The sequence below is a fragment of the Tractidigestivibacter sp. genome, from assembly GCF_057241865.1.
The window spans coordinates 1-21,985 of record NZ_DBHHPX010000003.1 but is presented as its reverse complement, the minus strand read 5'-3'; the positions used below and the strand labels follow the sequence as shown (position 1 = coordinate 21,985).

Sequence of the window (21,985 nt, the reverse complement as noted above, 5' to 3'; positions counted from 1 at the left end):
AATTATTAGATTCTTTAAGCCTAAGATAACGGGCTTCTCTAGTATTTAAGAACCGTTTACGAACGAAAATATACCGCCTGCCTACGGCGTGCTTCCCGTGATGTGCAAACAGCTGATAGTAATGATCGCGAGCTGAAACAGGCGGGAGGCAAGGCGATGGAACTTGAAGAATTACTCGATGAAGACATCGTCGAGCTTGATCTCAAAGCAACGACAAAGGGTGAGGTGCTTCGTGAGCTCTCGAAGCTGCTTTTGGCTCATGGCTACATAGATGACGTAGAAGGATTCGTGTCTGATATATATGCGCGCGAGGCTGAAGGCATCACCGGCATGGGGGACCACATCGCGATTCCCCATGGCATTAGCTCTCATGCCAAGAGGATCGGAATCGCGATTGGCAGAGCGTCCTCGATGATCGAGTGGGAGAGCTACGACGATGAGCCGGTAACTCTCATCTTCTTGTTCTGCATTCACGGTGCGGAGAACTCCGGAACGTATACGACCAAGCTTCAGGCGGAAGCTGAACTTGCTAGGCGTTTGGGGAGCGCTGGAGTCATTGACAAGCTTCAGCATGTCGGATCAAAGGAGGAGCTGATAGACGTCCTTACGAAATAGCGAATGACGGCACTGGTGGGGTTCGAGAGAGGATGAGCGTCATGAAGATTGTCGGAGTAACTGCTTGCACAGCCGGAATTGCGCATACGTATATTGTCGCGCAGAAGATCCAGGAGGCCGCCGAAGCCGCAGGGCATCAGTGCAAGATTGAGACGCAGGGCACGATCGGTGCAGAGAATGTGCTTGCGGAAGATGAGGTCCGCGATGCTGACGTTGTGATCATCTGCCATGACATTGCGGTAGACAAGAGTCGCTTCAAGGGCAAGCGTGTCGTCGATATTCCCATCAAGGTCGCAATGAAGAGCCCGAAGAGTCTCATTGCAACGATTGAGAAGAAGCTCAACGAGTGATCGTTGTGTTTTGAGCGTGCAAGTGCAAAGCAAAAGGAGAAAGAAGGGAGGAGTTCTTATGGCAGAGAAGAAGTTCGAGATTCAGAAGCCGGTCATGACGGGCATTTCATACATGATTCCCATGGTTGTTGCAGGTGGCATTCTCGGCGCTCTGGCGAAGGGCTTCGGCGGCTACACCATCGGCTCGCTCTATGACACTACGGGCTGGGCAACACCATTTTCTGGTATGGAGCCGTTTACATGGCAGGGCTTCTGGTGGGGCATCAGCATGCTGGGTACCTACGCGATGAATTTCGCAGTAGCAGTTCTTACGGCAGGCATTGCCTATGCCATTGCGGAACGCCCCGGCATCGTTCCTGGATTCATTATTGGCTATACATCCGCAATGTCTAAGGCCGGCTTCCTCGGCGGCCTTCTGATTGGCTTCGTTATCGGCTATTTCGTCCTCTGGATGAAGACGTGGAAGCTTCCCAAGTGGGCCGTCGGCCTCATGCCGGTATTCATCATCCCCGTTATTTCCACCCTTGTATGTGGGGGCATATTCCTCTGCTTCATCGTTCGTCCACTGGCATCTGTCATGACCGCTTTTGAGGGCTGGATTATCTCTCTCAATGGCGGCTCCAAGGCAGTCATCGGCGCGGTCATTGGAGCATGCATGGGCTTCGATATGGGCGGTGTTGTCAACAAGACAGCTTCTATGGCTGCGAATGGCCTCGGTGCCGACGGCGTCTATGGCCCTATGTCTGCAAAGATCATCGGTGGCATGACCCCTCCTTGCGGCGTCTTCATTGCAAGCCTCATTGCCAAGGACAAGTTCAGCCAGGCAGAGCGTGATACGGCTATCACTGCATTCCCGATGGGCCTTTGCTTCATTACAGAGGGCGTTCTTCCCTTCGCTGCGGCAGATCCCCTGCGCTTCATTCCTGCTTCCATGATCGGTTCGGGAGTTGCCGGCGCTATCGCAGTTGGCATGGGCGTCGAATCTGTTGCTGGCCACGGCGGAATCTTTGTATTCCCGATGATGGCGAATCCGCTTTGGGCCGTTGTCGCTCTTGTTGTTGGCTCTCTGGTCACCGGCGTTATCTACGCAATCATCAAGAAGAAGCAGGCCGAAGAGGCGGACGCCGAGGAGGAGATTGTTGACCTCGACATCGACTTCTAATCCAAGGCCCCGAAGGCTGATTCAACCTCAAAGAGGAAGAGAGAGTTCAGGCTCATGCTAGTTTCTATGAAGAGCATCCTCGATCATGCAAACGAACACACCTACGGCGTCATGGCAGTGAACAGCATCAACATCGAAATGGTGCGTGCCGTGATTACGGCGGCTGAAGAGGAGCGCTCGCCAATCATCGTCCAGATGGGTCCAGGACAGATTGCAAAGCACGCACATCTTGACGAGATTGTTCCGGTCGTTAGGGAACTTGCAAACAAGGCTACCGTGCCTGTATCCTACAATCTCGACCATGGCTCCAAGCTCGAAGACGAAATCCGTGCAATCCAGGCCGGATTCACGAATGTCATGATTGACGCCTCTTCTCTTCCCTTTGAGGAAAACATCAAGGAGACCTCGACTGTCGTCAGCCTTGCGCATCCGATGGGCATTTCCGTCGAGGCGGAGCTCGGCCATGTCGGCCAGGCTGCCGATGGCGACGGGCGCACTGATGACATGTACACCAACGTTGCGCAGGCACGCGAGTTCGTTGATCGCACGAAGGTCGATGCCCTTGCCGTAGCCATTGGTACTGCTCACGGCAATTATCCGAAGGGATATGTGCCCATCCTCGACTTCAATCGCCTTGCTGAACTCAAGGATGAACTCCAGATGCCGCTTGTGCTTCATGGCGGCTCTGGGTCGGGAGAGGAGAATCTCCGCAAGGCGGTTGCGGGGGGCATCAACAAGATCAATGTCTGTACCGATGCGTTCCACGCTGCAAAAGATGCCATGACCGATCTTCTGGCTGACGATCCAAAGGCTGATTTCATGGCCCTGCAGATTGCAGCCGAGGCAGGTGTAAAGAAGTTCGTCAAGGACTACATTCACATTATCAGTTCCAATGACCAATACGTTTATGGCGGAGCCTATTCGGATTCGAAGGAATGGGCCTTACAAGGGTGCGACACAGCTGTGCCGCACCCCTCATTCTGAAAACGCACGAGGAGGCAGGACAGACAATGAAGATCGCACTGATTAACGAGTTTTCGCAAGCATCCAAGAACGGGCTCATTCTTTCGACGCTCAAGAAAGTAGTCGAGCCTCTTGGTCACACGGTCTACAACACGGGCATGCAGCAGGTTGACAATCCGAACGATCTGCCGTCGGACTACACTCCCGAGAATCCGCGCCTGACCTATCTGCATATCGGCATCCAGGCTGCCCTTCTGCTCAACTCGAAGGCCGTTGACTTCGTTGTGACGGGCTGCGGCACTGGCCAGGGAGCCCTCATGAGCTGCAACATGTATCCGGGTGTTGTCTGCGGCTACTGCATCGAGCCGACGGATGCGTATCTGTTCCTCCAGATCAATGATGGGAACGCTCTTTCAATCCCGTACGCAAAGGGATTTGGCTGGGGCGCAGAGATTAACCTCGAGAACATCTTTACAAGGGCATTCAGCTCGCCGAAGGGCATGGGCTATCCTGCTGATCGCAAGGAATCGCAGAACCGCAACGTCAGGCTCCTCGACGACGTGAAGAAGCGCGTCGCAAAGCCGCTTCCCGACATCATTCGCGCTCTTGACCCCGAAATGGTGCAGGCGGCTCTTACGGGCCATTTCCTCGATTGCTTCTATGCAAACTGCCAGAATCCTGAGCTTGAGGCGCTTGTTAAGGAGCTTGCCGAGTAGAAGCTGACTGACACCTAGTCTGTTGTTCGCGAGACGCTATGCGCTGGTGCCATTGGTTTTAGGTGTCGGCGCATATGCCTTATCAGGAGAGATGACGATGCAAATCTCAGAGGCAATGCAGCTTATTTCCGTGGCCATTGGGATAGGCCTATTGGCAAAGGTCCGTGCTTCCTTTGCAGCCAGGGTCGCAAAGGATTCGAACGTGAATTCTTATAGCCAGGCAGAAAACAGGGCGAGGATTGCCCCCTTGATCTGCATCGGCGTTGCACTCGCACTTGTCTTCTTCCCCTTCTAAACTGTGAGATTATGGAGGCTCTCATGGATCTGTTCGGCTATGATGCATCGCGGCCACTCGATATCATCTGTCTCGGTAGGATTGCCCTCGATTTCAACCCTGCGTATAGCGATGCTATCAAGGAGGAATTCAAGCCCCTCAAGGATGTGCACTATTTCGAGATGTTCATTGGCGGATCTCCAGCAAATATTGCAGTTGGGATTACGCATCATGGCATGAAAGCAGGCTTCTTTGCAAAGATATCCGATGACCAATTCGGTGACTTTGCATCGGGCTACTTCAATCGACTGGGTATCGACACATCGCATATTACGAGATGTACTCACGGAGAGAAGCTGGGCCTTACATTCACGGAGATGATGGGCCCGTCAAAGTCTGACATTCTCATGTATAGAAACGATGCTGCCGATCTGAAGCTGGGTGTCGATGACATCGATCCTGACTATATTGGCAGAGCAAAGGCCATCCTCATTTCCGGTACGGCATTAGCGTCCAGCCCATCTAGGGAAGCCGCCCTCAAGGCTGCTCTTCTTGCGAAGAGACTTGGCACAAAGGTCATCTTCGATATCGACTACCGCCCATATAACTGGGAAAACGACGATACGATCTCAATCTACTATTCTGCTGTCGCCAAAGAGGCAGATATCATCATGGGATCGCGTGAAGAATTTGACCTGATGGAGCATCTCGTATCACCGGGTATGGACGATACGCAGAGCGCATCCTATTGGCGGAGCAGAGGCGTAACAATCGTTGTCATCAAGCATGGAATGCAGGGATCAACGGCCTATACGAGCGATGGCAAGAGCTATTCGATAAAGCCATTCCCGGTAGAGGCCAGAAAGGGCTTTGGGGGAGGAGATGGCTATGGCTCAGGCTTCCTCTATGGTCTTTTCCAAGGATGGGATATTGCTCGTTGTCTGGAATTCGGCTCTGCCGAAGCATCGATGATGGTGAGGAGCAACAACTGCTCTGATTCTTTGCCGACGGCACAAGAGGTCGCCGAATTCATCGAAGACGAGAAATCGCGTTATGGCGAGATGGTAGCACGTGCATAGCGCCTCGTCTCAGAGTCGGACACACAATGACGAGAGCTGCCTTGATAGTACGGAAAAGAAATCCGCACTGACGCGTCTCGTGCTGAGAGTCGCATCTATTGCATTGGGCTTCTTGCACTGGCTGCCGGCATTGTCGTCCAGACAAAGAGCGGGCTGGGTGCTGCAGCGCTGTGCTGCTTTCAATCTGCATGCTCGGCAGTCTTGCTGGTTTTGGACTGACAGCAGTGGTCCCCGCCCTGTTCCTTGGGCACGTCATTAATCTCGTCAACAGGTTCCTTCAGGAGCCGCTGCATGTTCTTGTATTCGGAAACTGGCCAAGATTGGAAGTGTCGTTTATGGCACGCGAATTCCTCGTACCAAAGAAAATCATCAATGGCGAAGGCGCATTGGCTAAAGCGGCCCCGGCCTTTGCCCGTTGCGGATCGAAAGCGCTCATCGTTACAGATGCTGTCATGAAAGAACTTGGCAACCTGCAGATGCTGACAGAAGCCCTCGATGCATCAGGAGTGCAATATTCTGTATACGACGAGGTCAATGCAGAGCCGACAGACACCGTGGTCCATAAAGGAGTCAGACGTTTTGTCTCGGATGAATGCAACTTCCTGATTGCCCTTGGCGGCGGTTCGCCTATGGATGCCATGAAGGCGATTGCACTTATGAATGGCTATGAAGGCAAGATCTCTGACTTCATGGGGAGGAAGAGGTTCACGAGGCCAGCGTGCCCAATGGTAGCCATACCTACAACAGCGGGGACAGGTTCAGAAGCGACGCAGTTTACCATCATCACGGATACCGCCGCGCAGGTGAAGATGCTCATTGCCAGCGAATCGCTCATCCCCGATGTTGCGGTGATCGATCCGGCATTTACGAAAAGCGCTCCACATGGAGTCACTGCAACCACGGGCCTTGACGCCCTCTGTCATGCCATCGAATCGTATACCTCCCGCAAGGCCCAGGCGCTTTCCGAAGTGTTTTCTCTGTCTGCAGCCAAACTGATTCTCGAGAATCTCAGCAAGTGCTGTGAGACACCGGATGATCTGAGTGCACGTTCTGCAATGTCATTGGCTGCTTTGCAGGCTGGCATTGGTTTCAACAATGCATCAGTCACAATCATTCATGGCATGTCGAGGCCTATTGGCGCCATGTTCCATGTGCCTCATGGGCTCTCCAATGCACTGCTTATGGAAGCGTGCCTTCGTTTTGCGCTTACTGGTGCACCCGGGAGGTTTGCTGCAGTTGCTCGCTATTGCGGAATTGCAAGCGATGCGAATGACAATGCGGCTGCTGAGTCGTTGATCGAAAGGATTCATGCGCTGCTGATTGAACTCCAGATCCCGACAATGTCCGAGCTTGGCATCGAGCGGGGTGCCTATTGCAGCGTCCTTGAAAAGATGGCCGATGACGCTCTTGCAAACGGAAGCCCGCAGAATACGTGGCGGCAGCCAAGCAAGCAAGACATTATCGAGCTGTACAAAGAAATCTATAGGTAAAGGAATCTGATGGATTCGACTGTCTTGGCTGCCCTCGTGGCAGTGCTGGTTGCGCTCATTGCTGCTCAAGGCATCCAGCTATGGCCCTCGTACAAGGGGACCATATATCAGGAGCTGTTTTCCAGCTTTCTTGAGTACTTCTGGCACATGAGATTCCAGCACGATCTTTCGACGTCTTCATACTTGAAGAGCAAGGTCGGAAGTCATCGCATCGTCTACAACGCGGCGGTTGGCAAGAAGGGTGCAAAGCTGGCGGATTTCGTGACGGTATTCAGCGAGCATGGCTTTATCTCAATCTGTTTGATGCCATACAGCGGCGATGTCGTCTCTGCAGTCGGCAATGGCAACTGGAAGGTAACGCGGCAGGGAAAAACGGTGCGAATGCCTTCGCCCTTGGCTTTGGTTGCGCAGCAGAAACAGTTTCTGAGGAAGACCCTGGGCGATGAGGTGCCAATTCATTATGTGATTGCCTTTGGAGATGAATCCACCTTCGAACATGCTGACTCAGCGGTGCCGGTTAAGACGGCCAAGAAAGCCGTCGAAGAGCTGTGCGACATGCGTGAGGGCGGAATAGGACCTGATGAAGTAACCAATGCATTCGAGCTGTTCAGGAAGGTGTGTGCAGATGATTGATCTGAAGGACAAGAACGATACCTACACGCTCTCCAATGGCGTCCGCATCCCGTGCATTGGATACGGAACCTACAAGATGCCAGCCGATGAGACGGGAAAGGGTGCAGTGCTTGCCGCTCTGTCTCTCGGGTTTCGGCATATCGATACTGCCACTTCGTATCACAACGAGGAGATGGTTGGACAGGCTGTGGCGGAAAGCGGCATTTCCCGCGGCGACCTCTTCATTACGAGCAAGCTCTGGAACGATGACCAGGGCTACGAAGAGACTCTTGCAGCGTTTGAGCGCAGCTGCAAATGGCTCGAGACAGACTATCTCGATCTCTACCTGATTCATTGGCCTATCTGCCCGGGGTATCGGGATAGTTGGCATGAAAGAATCTGGGACACCTGGAGAGCGTTCGAGAAGCTCTATTCGGATGGAGCTATACGTGCAATTGGCGTCAGCAACTTCTTGCCCCATCATCTCGACGCATTGGCCCAGAAGGCAGACATCTTGCCGATGGTCAATCAGTTAGAGCTCAATCCGTCATATCAGCAGCGCGAAGCGGTGCAGTACTGCCGGGAACGCAATATACAGCTTGAGGCTTGGGCACCCCTTATGAGAGGCAGGGCCTTCTCGAGCCAGCAGCTGAAAGACATCGCTGGTCGTCAAGGCAAAGATATTGGCCAAATATGTGTCAGGTGGTCCCTTCAGAAAGGGTTCCTGCCCCTGCCGAAATCCATTCATCCAGAGCGAGTCAAGTCGGACGCGGAAATCTTCGATTTCTCGCTTGGCGACGAGGCGATGGCGGCTCTCGACGCAATGGATACGATGACCGAGTATACCTTTCATCCGGATTATTGCGATGAGTGGTTCAAGTGATATGCGCGATAATCTGAGCCGATAGGGGCTCGATGCTATGGAGGTATCCTGATGAGCCGTCAGCAGGACAAAATGCTAGCCGATGAACGGCGGGCCAGAATCATGGAAGAGCTTGAGCATAAATCCACGGTTCTCGTCGCTGATCTTTGCAGGAAGTTTGATGTGTCGGAAGTGACCGTCAGGAGCGACCTGAAGAAGCTCGAGGATGCAGGCAAGCTCCGCAGGACACGTGGCGGCGCCGTATCAATTATGCGAACTATCACGATTTCTTATCCGGACCAGCGCATGAATGTCAATTCAGCTGCCAAGCGTGCGATTGCCTCCAAAGCGGCTGGGCTTATATCTGATGGCGAGTCTTTGATGGTCGATACCGGTACGACGACCTTTGAATTCGTGCGTGCCCTTGCCGACAAGCGCGATATCACCATCGTGACAAGCGACCTTTCCATAGCGACATATGCCGACTCAAACCTTCCCCATGCTGATGTCATCTGCCTCGGCGGCCACCTGAGAAAGAACCACCGCTATATCACTGGCATGATGACGCTGAGGAATCTGTCAGAGATATTCGTGGATAAGGCCATTCTGGCGACGGATGCTTTCACTCCCGGCAAAGGCTTTACGACAGAATTTATGGGCAACGCCGAAGTGAAGCGCAGCTTCCTGGCACAAGCAAGAGACCGGATCATGCTGATGGATGCCTCGAAGGTCAGAGCTCCACGCTTTGTCAAATTCGGTGACATTGCTGATTTCGATGCCATGGTGATGGACTACGACCCTGATGGAAAAGTGAGCGAAGCTATAGAAGCTTCAGATGCAGGCACCACGCTGGAACTCATCGGTGGAGACCTGGTCGTTGGGCAGGATGTTGATAGCGACATCGGCAGAGAGCGCACGAGATTCAACGAAGTGTAGCAGCGCCTTGTGGCGTCTCATCACTGTATTGGAGCTTTCTATGCGCTATAGAACTGGCAAGAGTATCGGAGAAAAGCTTTCTGTCTTGGGAGCTGGCACCTGGGCCATGGGTGGCAGGAATGCCTATGGCCTCCTCTTCGGCGAGACCGAAGAGGAACGCTCCATCAAAACCTTGAGGGCGCTTCTCGACGAAGGCGTCAATGTGATTGATACGGCACCTGTCTATGGGATGGGCGGTTCTGCAGAGAAGCTGGTCGGAAAGGCGCTTCAGGACGGCTACCGCGAGAAGGCATTTCTCGTCACGAAGTTTGGCGACTACTGTGATGCCAAGACCGGGGCGAGAGTGATTGACGATAGCAGGGAAGATATCCTGCGAGAGATCGAGGAATCGCTCGAGAGGCTCCAGACCGACCATATCGACCTCTACCTCATGCACTACCCAGATGATAAGGTTCCTGTGGCAGAGACCATGGATACGCTGAACCGGCTCCTGGAGGAAGGGAAAATCTCCTATATCGGTGTCAGCAACGTCAGCATCCCGCAGCTTGAGGAATGCATGCGCTATGCAAAAATCGACGCGGTTGAGCTCAGGTGTTCCATGGTGGACAGAGCATATGAGACGGTCATGAAGTGGGCACACGAGAGAGGCCTTGCAACCCTGACCTACGGAACGCTTGGCGGAGGTATCCTCTCGGGTGCCTTCAGGATGCTTCCGCACTTCGAGGAGAAGGATATCCGCTACACGTTCTATACCGCCTTCAAGGAGCCCCTGTTCTCGAAAGTGCAGAAGCTGCTCCAGGATATGGACTCTGTAGCAGCGAAGCATGGATGTTCGGTCTCTCGGGTGGCCCTTGCCTGGACCATGCAGAAGGAATTCGTCACGACGGCGCTTGTGGGATGCTCCTCGCCTAGGAGAGCGCACGAGAACAGTGCTGCCTCTACACTCGAGCTGAGTGCAGACGAGATGGGATTCCTGGATGGCTCCATCGAGCGCAACCTGGCCTAGGATGTCATAGCCAATCAACCATTGCCGGGAGACGAGCTGTCTGCCTTCTTGCGGAGCAGCTCGTCGACAAGTGCATCAGCTACGGCAAACTCGGTGAAGCGGGAATTGAGGTCTATCTGGCTGATGCTGAGCCGGTCCGATGCGGCATGGAGCGCGACGCTCGCCATCTTCCAGAGGGGGCTTTCCCGGTCCGGGCAGACGCCGATGACGCTTACCTTGTTCTTCTTTGCTTGTCCGTCACATGTCCCAATGAATGATATTCATGCAGGCAGATGCACCCAAGATAGCCTCTGTGGGCTTCTCGCGCCCGAACACTGATTCAGCCAAAATCTTGCCGCGGGCCACGGGTATGATGGTTCCCATGGCAAAGATGGCTCGCTTCGTATTCGGAGGAAGGTAGAGGTGCTGTCAAGTCCAGGCGTGGTCTTTACAAAAGATTGGGTTGTCGATTTTGTTTTGGATATTGCTGGCTACACCTCGGAGCGAAGCCTTGCATCCTACTGCGCAATAGAACCTTCATGTGGCGATGGCGCATTCTTACGGTGCATGACGGAGCGTCTCTGTGAAAGCGCGAGCCGCGAGGGCAGACTGTCCATTGGCACCTTAGAGGGATGCATCCGCGCTTATGACCTCGACCCTGTATCCGTGGACAAGAGCAGACGTGCCGTTCGCGATGTTCTCGAAGGCTATGGTCTCGCTTCGGAGCAGTCGAAGGGCCTCGCGGATGTCTGGGTGTCAGAAGGAGACTTCCTCCTCTCCGACGCACCTTCGGCGCGCTGGGTGGTTGGGAACCCGCCCTACGTTCGGGCGACTTTGATTCCGAAGGAACAACGCGAACTCTATGCGCAAAGGCTCTCGTGCTGCACGATGGGGTCTGATCTCTACGTCGGTTTCTTCGAGAAGGGGCTTAGTGCGCTGACGGAAGACGGATCCCTCTGCTTCATCTGCGCGGACCGCTGGCTTCAGAATCGATACGGATCCCGTCTTCGTTCGTTCATCTCGAAGGGCTTTAGCCTCGATGCCCACGTCCGGATGCATGGCGTTGATGCCTTCGAGGACGAGGTCGCCGCCTATCCGGCTATTTCCCTACTCAAAAGAGGGGCTGGAAGGGCAATCCGATACATGGACTGCGAGGCTCAGTTCTCTCGGGATGATACCTCGGCTGCAAAAGCATGGCTGCTTGGAGAGGGTGGCTTGGCTGGTTTGACTAATGCCTCCGCTGGAACCCTGCCCCCCCTTTCGGGGGCGTCGTCAATACCCTTGGCGCCGCCCGAGCGTCTCAAAGTGCTTGGTGACCTGGCCAGTAAATTTCCGACCTTGGAAGATGCGGGCATCAGGCTGGGCATCGGCATCGCCTCGGGATGCGATGAGGTCTACATAACAGAGGACCCCAATCTTGTAGAGCATGATCGCATGATGCCCCTCTTCTTCATGCGTGACTGGCGCGCTGGCAGGCGTGACGTAAAGAAGTGCCTCGTGAATCCATGGAACGATGACGGAACCCTCGTAGACCTTGATGACTTCCCGAGGCTGAAGAGATACTTTGAGGAGAACGAGGAGAGACTCAGACATCGCAGGGTTGCGAGGGACCATCCCGACTCGTGGTACCGGACGCTCGACAAACCAGACCACAACCTTTTGGGGAAGGAGATGCTTCTCTTCCCCGACATGGCGGCGAAAGCAGACCCCGTGTACAGTGACGGTTCGCGCTATCCCCACCACAACTGCTATTGGATGACGTCGACAGAGTGGGATGTTCGGGCGCTCGGCGGCCTCATGATGAGCGACCTCGTCGAGGGTTACGTGGACGCCTTCGGGGTGAAGATGCGTGGGTCGACGTTGCGCTTCCAGGCTCAGTACCTGCGAATGGTGCACATTCCCCGGGCCGATGAGGTTGACGACGACACAAAGCACGAGCTGACCGAGGCGTTCGCCGCCGGAGACCGTGTTCGTGCAAACAATGCAAGCCGGCGAGCGTACGGGCTGGGGGTCATCCATGCGTGATGACGTGAAGGACGCGGTTCTCGACTGCGTGAACTACGCGGTGATTAAGGGGACGCAAAGTGGGAGACACATCGCGCCTCTAGCAATGAAAATCGCTGAGGACATGGAGCAGGTGGGCTATAACCGGAACGACATCTTCCTCGATGACGTTAACGTGACCCTTCCTGGATGGTTCCGCCCCTCCAAGAAGTGGGATATCACTGCGTTCGAGGATGGGGTCCTTGTCGCAGCAATCGAACTGAAAAGTATCAGCAGCAGCTTTGGGAACAACGCAAACAACCGGGCGGAGGAGGCGCTGGGGAGTGCTTCCGATGTGGACTACGCTACTCACAACCACCTCCTCGAGCCGAATGACCTTCCTCCCAACTTCGGCTATGTACTGCTGGTTCGCAAGACCCCCGAGAGCACAAGACCATCAAAGATTGGCGCGAAGTCACGCTATGCGTTTGACAAGGAGTTCGAAGACTCATCTTATGTCGAGCGATTCACCATCCTAGGCAAAAGATTGCTTCGCGAGAGAGTCTACCAGGCCGTATGGGTTGCAGTCATCGATTTGGAAAACGGTGTTGTCGAAGAACCGGATCCCTTGATGACCTACGACAAGTTTGTCGCCCATCTGAAGGGCTGGATTGACGTCATGAGGGCGTAGGTTCCTTCTGCGCTTTGGCGGTGAGGCGTTCCTGCCGCGCCGCTACCGTATCTTTCCTCAGGCCTCCACGAAGCGGAAGCCGGCACCTCTCCTGATGAAGGGCAGGAAGGGAAGGTCTGCCGCTGCCACCTGTCCGATCCTGACATCGCGCCCATCGAGGGCAAGGCGCTTCCGTGCAATCTCGAGCTCCCCGGCATAGCGGCCGTAGGCCGTCGTGCTCATGAGGATGTCGCCGGGCTGCGCCTCGGCACCGGGATGTTCTTGGGGAGATGGCGGTTCGGGCACATCGTCCCAGAGCCTCGACTCCTGCGAACGCACGATCCAGGGCGAGGAATCGGGCCTCTCGTGCTGGATGCGGCCGAAGAGATGCCGGAAGGGAGCGTCGAGCTCGGCATGCAGGCCGAGGCATCCCGACGAGATCTCTGCCATGCGCTGCCAGAGCTCCGGCGAGGCGCCTGGGTCGCCCAGAAGGACCACATCGCAGCCCGCATCTCCGAGCTCGAGCATGTCGAGGGCCAGCTTTCCCCCGGTGTCTCCCCGATGTGCCTCGACTGTCGGCAGCCCCTCATGGAGCGGGCCTCTGAGGTCGCGGTCACCAGGAACAAACCCCATGACCTGGAACCCCAGAGCCTTGAGGCGGGCATTCATGGCGGCAACATCCTCGACTGCAAGGCCTGTGAGCGGCTTGGGATAGAAGTTGTGGCAGGCAGCGAAGCGGGAGAAGTCGGCATCGGCTGCCCTCCAGGCCACGATGTCTGTCTCAGAGATCGTGGAGGCATTGAAGACCACATGGAAGATGCCGGAGAGCTCCACCGTCCGCGTGGCGTCGAACCCGTCATCCAGGCGCACATACTCGACGCCGAGCCGCCGCAGCTCTTCAAAGTTCTCGCAGCCCAGCTTCTTCAGGGTCGCCGGCGCAATGTCGGCAATGAGGGCGATGCCGTGGCCATGGCAGAGCGCGAGCAGCTGCCGTGCGCGGGTCCTATAGTCGACACCCGCCTCTTCGGGGATATGGAGCGACGTGAAGGCATAGCGGACGCCTGCGGTGCCAGAGCGCTCGACGAGCGCTGCCTGCGCCTCTGGATCCTGAGAGAGATAGATGGATATGCCAGTTTCCATTGAGTCCTCCCGTGTTGCTTGCCGTGTGGTGCCTCCGTGCAGATGGGGCCTGCAGGCACGAGTCCTGCAGGCCCCGGACCGATCGTGTCTCGTTCCCTATGCCTCGGTGCCGAAGACGTCGTCGATGCGAGCGTCATCCACGCCGAAGAAGTAGGTGAAGGCAAAGCCTGCCGCATAGGCGGCGAGCATCGCGATCACATAGTAGAGCTGGGTGCCCGGCACCACGATCAGGAGTCCGAAGAGGCCCGAGACGCCCTGGGATACCGTGCCGAGGTGGAAGAGCCAGGCGAGGATGCCGCCGATGCCGGAGCCGAGGCAGGCCATGACGAAGGGCTTGCCGAGGGGCAGGGTCACGGCATACATCAGCGGCTCGCCGACGCCGAGGATGCCGACGGGGATGGACTCGCGCAGGTAGGTCTTGACGCGCTCGTTCCTGGTCTTGACGTAGAGGGCGATACCCGCGCCGACCTGGCCGCCGCCTGCCATCATCAGGATCGGGAGCAGGTAGTTCACGCCCGCCGAGGGGCCGGCGGGGTCGTTGAGCATTGCGTGGATCGGCGTCAGGGCCTGGTGCAGGCCGACCGACACAAGCGGCAGGAAGGTGGCGGAGAGCAGGTAGGCACCAAACACGCCGAGGGTGTTGTAGAAGAAGAACAGGATCACGAAGATGGCCTGGGTCAGGAAGGCGCCAATCGGCTGCAGCGCGAGGACGGAAACCACGGCACCGATGCAGACCGTGAAGAGCGGCGTCAGGAAGGTATCGAGCATGCTCGGCATCACCTTGTGGAACTTCTTCTCAAGCCAGGCGAAGAAGATGCCGCAGATGAGGGCACCCAGCAGGCCTCCCGCGGCGGGGTTGTAGACCGTCGAGAAGCTGACCGAGATGGCGCCGTCGGCGAACGAGGGCACCGGGAGGGCCAGCGGCAGGTTCACGAGGGCCGCGCCATCCTTCGTCTTGGCCAGGAGCGGCATGGCGGCGTTCGCGATGGACAGGGCGCCTGCCATGGCGCCGAGGATGCCCGAGCCGCCGAACTCCTTGCTGGCGTTCATGCCGACAAAGAGCGGCAGGTACAGGAAGAGGGCCCAGCCCATGGTGCGGATGCACTGGTACCACCAGACGCCCGCGAAGGCGTTGCCGCTCGAGACGTTGATGACGTTGGCGATGCCGTTGATGAGGCCGGCAGCGATGATGCCTGGCAGCAGCGGCACGAAGATGTTCGCAATCTTCTTCAGGAAGCGTTGGACCGGCTTGTCGTGCTTTGCCTTCTGGGTAGTCTTGTTGGCAGCAGCCGTGATGAGCACCTCGTTGGTCACATCGTCAGGCCTAATGCCGGTAAGCTTCGACAGGGGCTCGAGCACCTTGTTCACCGTGCCCGGCCCGAGGACGATTTCGTAGTGGTCTCCATCCGCGACCAGACCCATCACGCCTTTGATCTGCTTGATGGCAGCCTCGTCGACTCTGGAGGGATCATGGACCTTGATCCTCACCCTCGTCATGCACGCCATGTTGCTCACGACGTTCGTTTTGCCGCCGACTGCATCGAGGATGCTCTGGGCGACCTTTCCGTAGTCCATGCTCATGCTTGCTCCTTCTCTCGTTCCCGTCCATGCATTATGTCTGACGGATGCGCCCTGCCATCCGCGGAACACCGCTATCTGCCGGGTGCGCAGGCCTCGCGCACCCGGCCTGCAGCCCTCTCGAGGCGCAATGTGGCCTCCTCGGCCGAGCAGGGCACCTTGAGGGCAACGATGGCGCGCTTGGCAGAGCCGCCCCCGGCAGCCAGTGCCGCAGCAGCCTCGTCTCGGGTGCAGCCGCATGCTGCCATCACGATGTTCTGGGCGCGGGTCACGAGCTTCTCGTTGGACTGCTTCACGTCCACCATCAGGTTCTCGTAGGCCTTCCCGAGCCCCACCATCACGCCGGTCGAGATCATGTTCAGCACCATCTTCTGGGCTGTGCCGGCCTTGAGGCGCGTTGAGCCGCAGAGCACCTCGGGACCGCAGCAGGGCTCGATCGCCAGGTCTGCTACCTCGCCGATCTTCGAGTGCCGGTTGCAGGCTATTGCGACCGTGTGGCAGCCGAGTTCCCTGGCATGCCTGAGTCCGCCGATCGCATAGGGGGTGCGGCCGCTTGCAGCGATGCCGATGGCCAGATCGCGCTCCGAAAGGCCAATCGCGTCGAGCTCCTCGCCACAGAGGGTCAATGAATCCTCTGCGCCCTCGACGGCCCGCACGAAGGCGCCTTCCCCTCCGGCGATGAGGCCCACCACGACATCAGGCGAGACGCCAAAGGTCGGCGGGCACTCGACTGCATCGAGCACTCCGAGCCTGCCCGAGGTCCCCGCCCCGAAGTAGACGATCCTGCCACCGGCCCTGACAGAGGTGATGCCCCACTCGATGGCCTGGGCAACCTCGTCTAGGACCTCGCCGACCGCATCGGCGACCTTGTGGTCCTCGACATTCATCACCCCCACCAGCTCGCGTGGGCTCATCTCGTCCAGATGCATGGTCGAAGGGTTGCGCCCTTCGGTCGACAGCTTCATCAGATCGATCATCTTTCTCTCCCTCTCCCCTCGCCAGGCCTCTCATCCGGCACGCCGCCAAGGCCCTGCCCCTTCCCGATCCAGTTCGTGGAAAGGCGCTCGATGCTGGTCTCGTAGGTCCTGTCCACATAGGCGGTGAACAGCACGTCCACGACGTTGAGCTGCGCGATCCTCGATGACATGGCACCGCTCCTGACGACAAGCTCGGTCGCGGCCACGCCGAGCACCACGTCGGAGAGCGCTACGAGCGGGGAGCCGAAGCTGCCGCGGGTGATCGAGATGATGGTCGCCCCATTTCCCTTCGCGATGCGCACGCAACGCAGCACGTCCTCTGTCATCCCCGAGTAGCTGACCACGACCGCAAGGTCATGTGGCTTCGTGTTCCGGGCGTAGAGCATCTGCGAATGCAGGTCGTCCGACAGGTCGCAGGAGACATCGAGGCGTAGCAACTTCAGTTGCAGGTCATGGGCAACGAGGAGCGAGGCGCCAATGCCGTAGAGGCAGATATGGCGGGCGCCAACCAGAAGGTCCACAGCATGCTCGATCGCGGCCGGATCGAGCCCATCGCGCGTCAGCTCGAGGGTGGCGATGTTGCGGGCTGCGACCTTGTTGATGATGGCCTGGACTGAATCTCCCTGCAGCGCTCCCTCCGAGATGACGCTCGCACTGCGTTCGGCCACCGCCAGATCGTAGACAAGCGCCTGCTGTAGGTCGCGATAGCCGGTGAATCCGAGCTTGCGCGCAAGACGCACCACGGTCGAGGGCGAGGTATAGGTCAGCTCGGCCAGACGGTGGGTGGATATCCCGACCGCATCCTTGGGATGCGACAGGAGAAACTCCACGATGTTGCTCTCTGCTGTGCTGGCAAGGGAGCGGTACTCTTCGAGATGCACCCTGAAGCCACGGCGCGGCATGCTGTCCAGGTGCGGCGTGCCCTGCTCGAGCCCATCCCTTTGGCTTCCCTCTCCCGCCATCATGCCCGCTTTCCCATCCAAGCGTCTTCGGGCCTGCCTCGGCCCTCCTTGTCCAGCACACGGCCGGACGCTTGGCTTCATGATATGTCTCATTCATGATTCATTCATCAACTGACACGTTCGTTGCATGTTGTGGCACAGGACGGCGTATCCGCAGGCTGCCTGCCACCGCTCGCCGCCGCCATCCGTCCGCTTGGAGCCCGGCGTTTCATGGGGTGCTCGTCTCGGGCAATCAGGCCGGTTCCGGCAAGAGAAGAACGGCATCCTGACCCACCCGGGTTTGGCTGCGGATTAGCTGGATGAGGAACCAGGACGGCCACCTCGGATCTCCTCCAGGGGGTTGCGGTCCCGGGTGACGCGGGCAGACCTTTCGCCAGAAAGGAGACGATGGGACGCTCTCGATGCCGTACGCAGGCGTGGACGTCGCGAAGGCGGACCGCACGACAGGGGCCGTGGACGAGCATAGCGAGGAGCTTGGCAGGCCCATATCCTTCAAGAACTTCCTCAAGTGGGGATGCGCCAAGGTCGAGAGGCCCATACGGGAGCCCCTCATCCCCACCATCCCGGCGTCTCCCACATCATGGGCCCAGGCCGCCTCGGGAATCGGCGATGTCTCGCGGTTCGGAGGTACCCCTCCCCTCGCGAAGTACGCGGGACTCGAGTCCTCGGTGGGCCAGTCCGGGAGGTTCGACTCGGGCGGAGGTCCTATCACCAAGCATGGCTCGCCATACCTCAGACAGGCGCTCTGGCTTGCTGCCAACGGGGCAAGGCAATACGGCCCTGGTCTCACGGCCTTCTACGACAAGAAGAGGTCCGAGCGCACGCCCCACAGGGTAGCCGTGACGGCGGTGGCAAGAAAGCTCTGCCACATCGTCTTCCCATCATGAGGGACGAGGTTGCCTACGATCCCAGCAGGTAGGCCGGAGTCTCTCCAGAAGCATTCGGCTTTCAAGGTGCAATGTCGTGCCCTGCTTGCTGACGCTTGATGAGCCTCGCCTCAAGAAAACTGGGCGGGAGCCCTTGACTGCATATAGCCGGCCTCCCTCCGTGTGCAACGCTTCCCTACAGGCTCTCACGGAAGATCCGTTCGACCTCCTGGGGCTCGAGCCTGTGGTAGCCGCCGTCCAGGATGAAGGTCGCCTTGACTGCCGCGGGGATGTTCTCCTCGGTGAGGCCCAGCTCACGGGCGTGCTTGACCACGCCGATCTGGTCCATCCATGCGCTCATGGCGAGAAGGCCGGCCTCGGCGACCTCGCGCTCGGTCCTGCCGGCGTCATCCACGTTCCACACCACACGGGCAAAGCGCGCGAACTTCTCCACACCGTAGGGCATGACCAGGCGATAGTAGGGGAGGCTCACGGCGGAGAGGGTCATGCCATGCGTGGCGTCCGTGACGGCACCGATGGCCTGGCCGAGCATGTGGACCTCCCAGTCGGTGGCCTTGCCGCAGGCGATGAGCGTGTTGAGCGCCCAGGTGCACACCCAGCTGATGTTGGAGCGCGCCTCGTAGTCGGTGGGGTCCTTGATGGCGATGCGGCTGGCGTGCACCAGGCTGCGCATGAGGCCCTCGGCGATGTAGTCGCTGGTGCTGTCATCGGTACCGCTGAAGTATTGCTCGCAGATGTGGTTGAAGGCGTCGTAGATGCCGGCGCGCATCTGGTAGTCGGGCACGGTGAACGTGAGTTCGGGGTTCACGATGGCAAAGCGCGGCATCACGTCGGAGCCGAATACGCGTCCCACCTTGAGGCCGGCGGCGTGGTCGGTGATGACGGAGCCGCCGTTCATCTCGGAGCCGGTGCCGCTCATGGTGAGCACGTCACCCACGGGAATCACGCGGTTGCCCAGGGGGTCCATGTCCAGGTAGTACTTCTCCCAGGGGTCGTCGTCCGCCCAGGCGCCCACGCTGACGCCCTTGGCGTAGTCGATGGTGGAGCCGCCGCCCACGGCCAGGATCAGGTCCACGTCGTTCTCGCGCGCGGCCTTGCAGCCCTCGCGCAGCTTCTCCACGGTGGGGTTGCTCATGACTCCAGGAACCTCGAACACAGTCTTGCCCGCCGCTGTCAAAGCATCAATGACCTGCTGGTAGAGTCCCGTGCGCTTGATGGAGCCACCGCCGTAGGCCAGCAGTACCTTGGGGCCGTACTGTGCCAGCTCGTCGGGTAGTGCGTCCAGGGCGTTGGGGCCAAAGTGCATGCGGCAGGGGTTGTGATAGGTGAAGTCTCCGAGCATGGCGTTTTTCTCCTCGCGGTTGCGCGTCTCCGATATTACTGTTGTAGAATCTAAACCTGACTTTAGGTCAAGGTATTTCTGGAGGAACACGATGTACACAATTGGCCAGGTTTCGAGGATGTTTGGCCTGCCCGTCTCGACCATTCGCTACTACGACAAGATGGGGCTGCTGCCTGGGCTCGAGCGCACGTCGGGTACCAGGCGCTTTGGAGAAGGCCAGCTTGAGGCGCTGCGCGTGATCGAGTGCCTGAAGCGTTCCGGGCTGGAGATCCGCGACATCAAACGATTCATGGACCTGTGCCAGGAGGGGCCCGCGACCTACGGCGAGCGCCTGTCGCTTTTCGAGGAGCAGCGCCACAAGGTGGATGAGCAGATTTCAGAGCTCGAGCGCACGCGTGCGATGATCGACTGGAAGCGCTGGTACTATGGCATGGCAACAAGGTGCGGGAACGAGGGCTTCATGGCTGGCGCGCCCGACAGCCTGCCGGATGACGGCAGGCGTCTGTGGGATTCAGCGCATGCGGGCCTTGCTGCCGACAGGCACCATTCCAGCTAAGAAAAAGCTCGTAGCTGCTGTTGCGGAAAGGCAGGAGTGATGGATGTAGAGCGGTGCAGGGAGTTTGTGGTGCTAGCGCAGACGCGCAACTTCCTTGAGGCCAGCGAACAGCTGTTCATCTCGCAGTCCTCGCTCTCCAAGCACATCAAGGCACTCGAGAAAGAGCTGGGCGCTACGCTGCTAAACCGCTCCACTCGGCGCGTGGAGCTGAGTTCTGCCGGCCGTGTGTTCTTGCCTTACGCCAAGCGCATCGCACATGATGGCTACGAGCTTGAGGTGGCCCTGCACGACCAGAAGGAGAACGAGAAGCACATCTTGGACATTGGCTCCATTCCGATCATGGTCCCATACGGCATAACGGCAATTCTCTCTGCGTACGAGAAGGGCAACCTGTCGACTCGTCTGCAGGTGTACGAGGGTGACGCCGATGAGCTCAAGGAGATGCTGCGCAAGGGGAGACTGGAGGTCGCCTTCATCCGCGAGTGGGATGGCGACGCGAACAAGGATTCGGGCGACGAGGAGTTTGCTACCGTTCCCTACACCGACGACCACCTGGTAGCCGTGCTGCCCAAGGATCATCCGCTTGCGGCCCGCACTCAAATCAGCCTGTCCAATCTTGCGAACGAGGAGTTCCTGCTGCTGCCCAAGGGGTCCATCATGCATGCGTTGATCTTGGATGCCTGCGCGGTCGAGGGGTTTGTGCCTCAGGTGCGTTATCAAGGTAAGCGCGCGGAGAACATCATCGATTTGGTGGGCCGGCACATGGGTGTCTCGCTTCTCATGCGTAAGCCGGCGAGCTATCTCGCCACGTGCGACGTGGCGCTGGTTGAGCTGGAGCCTACTATCTCCACGCAGATAAAGGCGTACTACCTGCGTGACGGGGAACTCTCGCCGGCAGGTATGAGGTTCTTGGAATACGTCGACCATTTCGGGCGGCACTCCTAGGTTCGCGACCAACTCATACGCGCCACGCAGTGGCCCCATCTCAAATTATGAAGAATAAGAATAAGTAAAACTGACAACTGAATTGTTGTGGAATAAAATCCCCTTTAGACTTCCTGGTAAGGAGCGAAACATGGTATTCGTCCAGTCCGCTTGGAGGTTACATGGTAATAGATGCGAACATGTATTGGTTTCCGGAGGGGCTGTTCGATGACCCCGAGGCTTTGGACCGGTTCGTGGCAGAGGCTCCACGCGCGTACGACACGAATGCGTACTTGAAGGAGTCTGACGGCGTACGCCAGGTGGTGGTGGAGAAGCCCACAGGATTCCCCAGTCTGAACTACGCGCAGGGGGACTACGTTCTCGAGCGTATGCTCGCCGATATGGATAAGGCAGGCGTGGATGCTGCCGTATTGAAGGTCCCAGGCTGCAACGAGTGGATGTCGCTCGAGACGTGCCAGCTCTTCAATGACGGCATGGCGCGCTATGCACGCGAGTCCGGCGGCAGGCTCGTTCCGCTGGCAGTAGTACCGGCCACGGGAGGGTCTCGCGTAGATGCCGAGATAGACCGCTGCCTAGGGGAGCTGGGCTTTGGTGGGGTGCAGCTGTGCGCCCACTACGGCAACCACTACCTGGATGACAAGATGTTCTCTCCGCTGTTCAGCAAGTTGGACACGCTGGGGGCCACGGTGTATGTCCACCATGTGCCGGTGCCGGTGCATGCGGAGTCGCTGTTGGGCTACAACAACCTTCGTCGCTCATACGGGCGCTGTGTGGACCAGACCACGGCGGTGGGCAGGGAGCTTTTCTCCGACTTCTTCGAGCGATACCCGCATCTGCGCATGGTGCACTCCTATCTTCAAGTCGTTGCATCTGAGAGCCGGATACCGGATGCTTTGATGCA

Annotated in this window: 24 protein-coding genes; 18 read left to right on the top strand and 6 right to left on the bottom strand. The window is 57.9% G+C overall.

Going from position 1 to position 21,985, the window contains the following annotated elements:
• The first annotated feature begins 156 nt into the window (after positions 1–156).
• From ACO59D_RS01535 to ACO59D_RS01480, 12 genes are all read left to right on the top strand, one after another.
• Positions 157–615, top strand: a complete 459-nt coding sequence (locus tag ACO59D_RS01535) for a PTS sugar transporter subunit IIA (protein ID WP_485125474.1) — start codon at positions 157–159, stop codon at positions 613–615.
• 41 nt (positions 616–656) lie between these two features.
• Entirely contained in the window at positions 657–965 is a 309-nt protein-coding gene (locus ACO59D_RS01530; RefSeq protein WP_130811102.1) for a PTS fructose transporter subunit IIB, read from the top strand.
• Between the two features lie 58 nt (positions 966–1,023).
• On the top strand, positions 1,024–2,127 hold the full coding sequence (locus ACO59D_RS01525; protein WP_485125473.1) for a PTS fructose transporter subunit IIC: 1,104 nt from the start codon (positions 1,024–1,026) through the stop codon (positions 2,125–2,127).
• A gap of 66 nt (positions 2,128–2,193) precedes the next feature.
• On the top strand, positions 2,194–3,111 hold the full coding sequence (locus ACO59D_RS01520) for a class II fructose-bisphosphate aldolase (protein WP_485125472.1): 918 nt from the start codon (positions 2,194–2,196) through the stop codon (positions 3,109–3,111).
• Between the two features lie 26 nt (positions 3,112–3,137).
• Positions 3,138–3,806 carry an RpiB/LacA/LacB family sugar-phosphate isomerase gene (locus ACO59D_RS01515; RefSeq protein WP_130811099.1) on the top strand — a complete coding sequence of 223 codons (669 nt, stop codon included), beginning with the start codon at positions 3,138–3,140 and terminating at the stop codon, positions 3,804–3,806.
• Between the two features lie 97 nt (positions 3,807–3,903).
• Complete coding sequence (locus ACO59D_RS01510) at positions 3,904–4,101, top strand: hypothetical protein (protein WP_485125471.1); 198 nt, start codon at positions 3,904–3,906, stop codon at positions 4,099–4,101.
• Positions 4,102–4,124: 23 nt separating this feature from the next.
• Positions 4,125–5,159 carry a 5-dehydro-2-deoxygluconokinase gene (iolC, locus tag ACO59D_RS01505; protein ID WP_485125470.1) on the top strand — a complete coding sequence of 345 codons (1,035 nt, stop codon included), beginning with the start codon at positions 4,125–4,127 and terminating at the stop codon, positions 5,157–5,159.
• 170 nt (positions 5,160–5,329) lie between these two features.
• Positions 5,330–6,649 (top strand): iron-containing alcohol dehydrogenase, encoded by a 1,320-nt coding sequence (locus tag ACO59D_RS01500; RefSeq protein WP_485125469.1) that lies wholly within the window; start codon positions 5,330–5,332, stop codon positions 6,647–6,649.
• A gap of 9 nt (positions 6,650–6,658) precedes the next feature.
• Positions 6,659–7,282 carry an NERD domain-containing protein gene (locus ACO59D_RS01495; protein WP_485125468.1) on the top strand — a complete coding sequence of 208 codons (624 nt, stop codon included), beginning with the start codon at positions 6,659–6,661 and terminating at the stop codon, positions 7,280–7,282.
• Positions 7,275–8,144 (top strand): aldo/keto reductase, encoded by an 870-nt coding sequence (locus ACO59D_RS01490; protein ID WP_485125467.1) that lies wholly within the window; start codon positions 7,275–7,277, stop codon positions 8,142–8,144. The genes ACO59D_RS01495 and ACO59D_RS01490 overlap by 8 nt, the downstream gene beginning before the upstream one ends.
• A gap of 51 nt (positions 8,145–8,195) precedes the next feature.
• Positions 8,196–9,059 (top strand): DeoR/GlpR family DNA-binding transcription regulator, encoded by an 864-nt coding sequence (locus tag ACO59D_RS01485; protein ID WP_485125466.1) that lies wholly within the window; start codon positions 8,196–8,198, stop codon positions 9,057–9,059.
• 40 nt (positions 9,060–9,099) lie between these two features.
• The gene (locus ACO59D_RS01480; RefSeq protein ID WP_485125465.1) at positions 9,100–10,065 is read left to right on the top strand and encodes an aldo/keto reductase; all 966 of its coding nucleotides are present in this window, start codon (positions 9,100–9,102) and stop codon (positions 10,063–10,065) included.
• 14 nt (positions 10,066–10,079) lie between these two features.
• Here the strand turns inward: ACO59D_RS01480 and ACO59D_RS01475 are convergent, their stop codons facing one another.
• On the bottom strand, positions 10,080–10,232 hold the full coding sequence (locus ACO59D_RS01475; protein WP_485125464.1) for a hypothetical protein: 153 nt from the start codon (positions 10,230–10,232) through the stop codon (positions 10,080–10,082).
• Positions 10,233–10,710: 478 nt separating this feature from the next.
• On the opposite strand from ACO59D_RS01475, the gene ACO59D_RS01470 reads away from it, so the two are divergent.
• Both ACO59D_RS01470 and ACO59D_RS01465 read left to right on the top strand, forming a co-directional pair.
• On the top strand, positions 10,711–12,069 hold the full coding sequence (locus ACO59D_RS01470) for an Eco57I restriction-modification methylase domain-containing protein (protein ID WP_485125463.1): 1,359 nt from the start codon (positions 10,711–10,713) through the stop codon (positions 12,067–12,069).
• Positions 12,062–12,718, top strand: a complete 657-nt coding sequence (locus ACO59D_RS01465) for a PaeR7I family type II restriction endonuclease (RefSeq protein WP_485125462.1) — start codon at positions 12,062–12,064, stop codon at positions 12,716–12,718. The genes ACO59D_RS01470 and ACO59D_RS01465 overlap by 8 nt, the downstream gene beginning before the upstream one ends.
• A gap of 57 nt (positions 12,719–12,775) precedes the next feature.
• On the opposite strand, the gene ACO59D_RS01460 is transcribed toward ACO59D_RS01465, so the two are convergent.
• The 4 genes from ACO59D_RS01460 to ACO59D_RS01445 all read right to left on the bottom strand — a co-directional run bounded on the left by ACO59D_RS01460 (position 12,776) and on the right by ACO59D_RS01445 (position 17,375).
• Complete coding sequence (locus tag ACO59D_RS01460; protein ID WP_485125461.1) at positions 12,776–13,837, bottom strand: MupG family TIM beta-alpha barrel fold protein; 1,062 nt, start codon at positions 13,835–13,837, stop codon at positions 12,776–12,778.
• A 96-nt stretch (positions 13,838–13,933) separates the two neighbouring features.
• Positions 13,934–15,418 carry a PTS transporter subunit EIIC gene (locus ACO59D_RS01455; protein ID WP_485125460.1) on the bottom strand — a complete coding sequence of 495 codons (1,485 nt, stop codon included), beginning with the start codon at positions 15,416–15,418 and terminating at the stop codon, positions 13,934–13,936.
• Positions 15,419–15,489: 71 nt separating this feature from the next.
• Positions 15,490–16,392 carry an N-acetylmuramic acid 6-phosphate etherase gene (murQ, locus tag ACO59D_RS01450; protein ID WP_485125459.1) on the bottom strand — a complete coding sequence of 301 codons (903 nt, stop codon included), beginning with the start codon at positions 16,390–16,392 and terminating at the stop codon, positions 15,490–15,492.
• Positions 16,389–17,375 (bottom strand): MurR/RpiR family transcriptional regulator, encoded by a 987-nt coding sequence (locus ACO59D_RS01445; RefSeq protein WP_485125458.1) that lies wholly within the window; start codon positions 17,373–17,375, stop codon positions 16,389–16,391. The genes murQ and ACO59D_RS01445 overlap by 4 nt, the downstream gene beginning before the upstream one ends.
• A 380-nt stretch (positions 17,376–17,755) precedes the next feature.
• On the opposite strand from ACO59D_RS01445, the gene ACO59D_RS01440 reads away from it, so the two are divergent.
• On the top strand, positions 17,756–18,241 hold the full coding sequence (locus ACO59D_RS01440; protein ID WP_485125457.1) for a transposase: 486 nt from the start codon (positions 17,756–17,758) through the stop codon (positions 18,239–18,241).
• A 175-nt stretch (positions 18,242–18,416) separates the two neighbouring features.
• Here ACO59D_RS01440 and ACO59D_RS01435 read toward each other — a convergent pair whose 3' ends face one another.
• A complete protein-coding gene (locus ACO59D_RS01435; RefSeq protein ID WP_485125456.1) occupies positions 18,417–19,583 on the bottom strand; it encodes an iron-containing alcohol dehydrogenase in 1,167 nt (388 codons plus the stop codon).
• 91 nt (positions 19,584–19,674) lie between these two features.
• Here ACO59D_RS01435 and ACO59D_RS01430 point away from each other — a divergent pair, with 91 nt between their 5' ends.
• The 3 genes from ACO59D_RS01430 to ACO59D_RS01420 all read left to right on the top strand — a co-directional run.
• The gene (locus ACO59D_RS01430; protein ID WP_485125455.1) at positions 19,675–20,139 is read left to right on the top strand and encodes a MerR family transcriptional regulator; all 465 of its coding nucleotides are present in this window, start codon (positions 19,675–19,677) and stop codon (positions 20,137–20,139) included.
• 39 nt (positions 20,140–20,178) lie between these two features.
• Positions 20,179–21,084, top strand: a complete 906-nt coding sequence (locus tag ACO59D_RS01425) for a LysR family transcriptional regulator (RefSeq protein WP_485125454.1) — start codon at positions 20,179–20,181, stop codon at positions 21,082–21,084.
• A gap of 161 nt (positions 21,085–21,245) precedes the next feature.
• Positions 21,246–21,985: amidohydrolase family protein (locus tag ACO59D_RS01420; RefSeq protein WP_485125453.1), on the top strand; the 740-nt coding region annotated here is incomplete at its 3' end.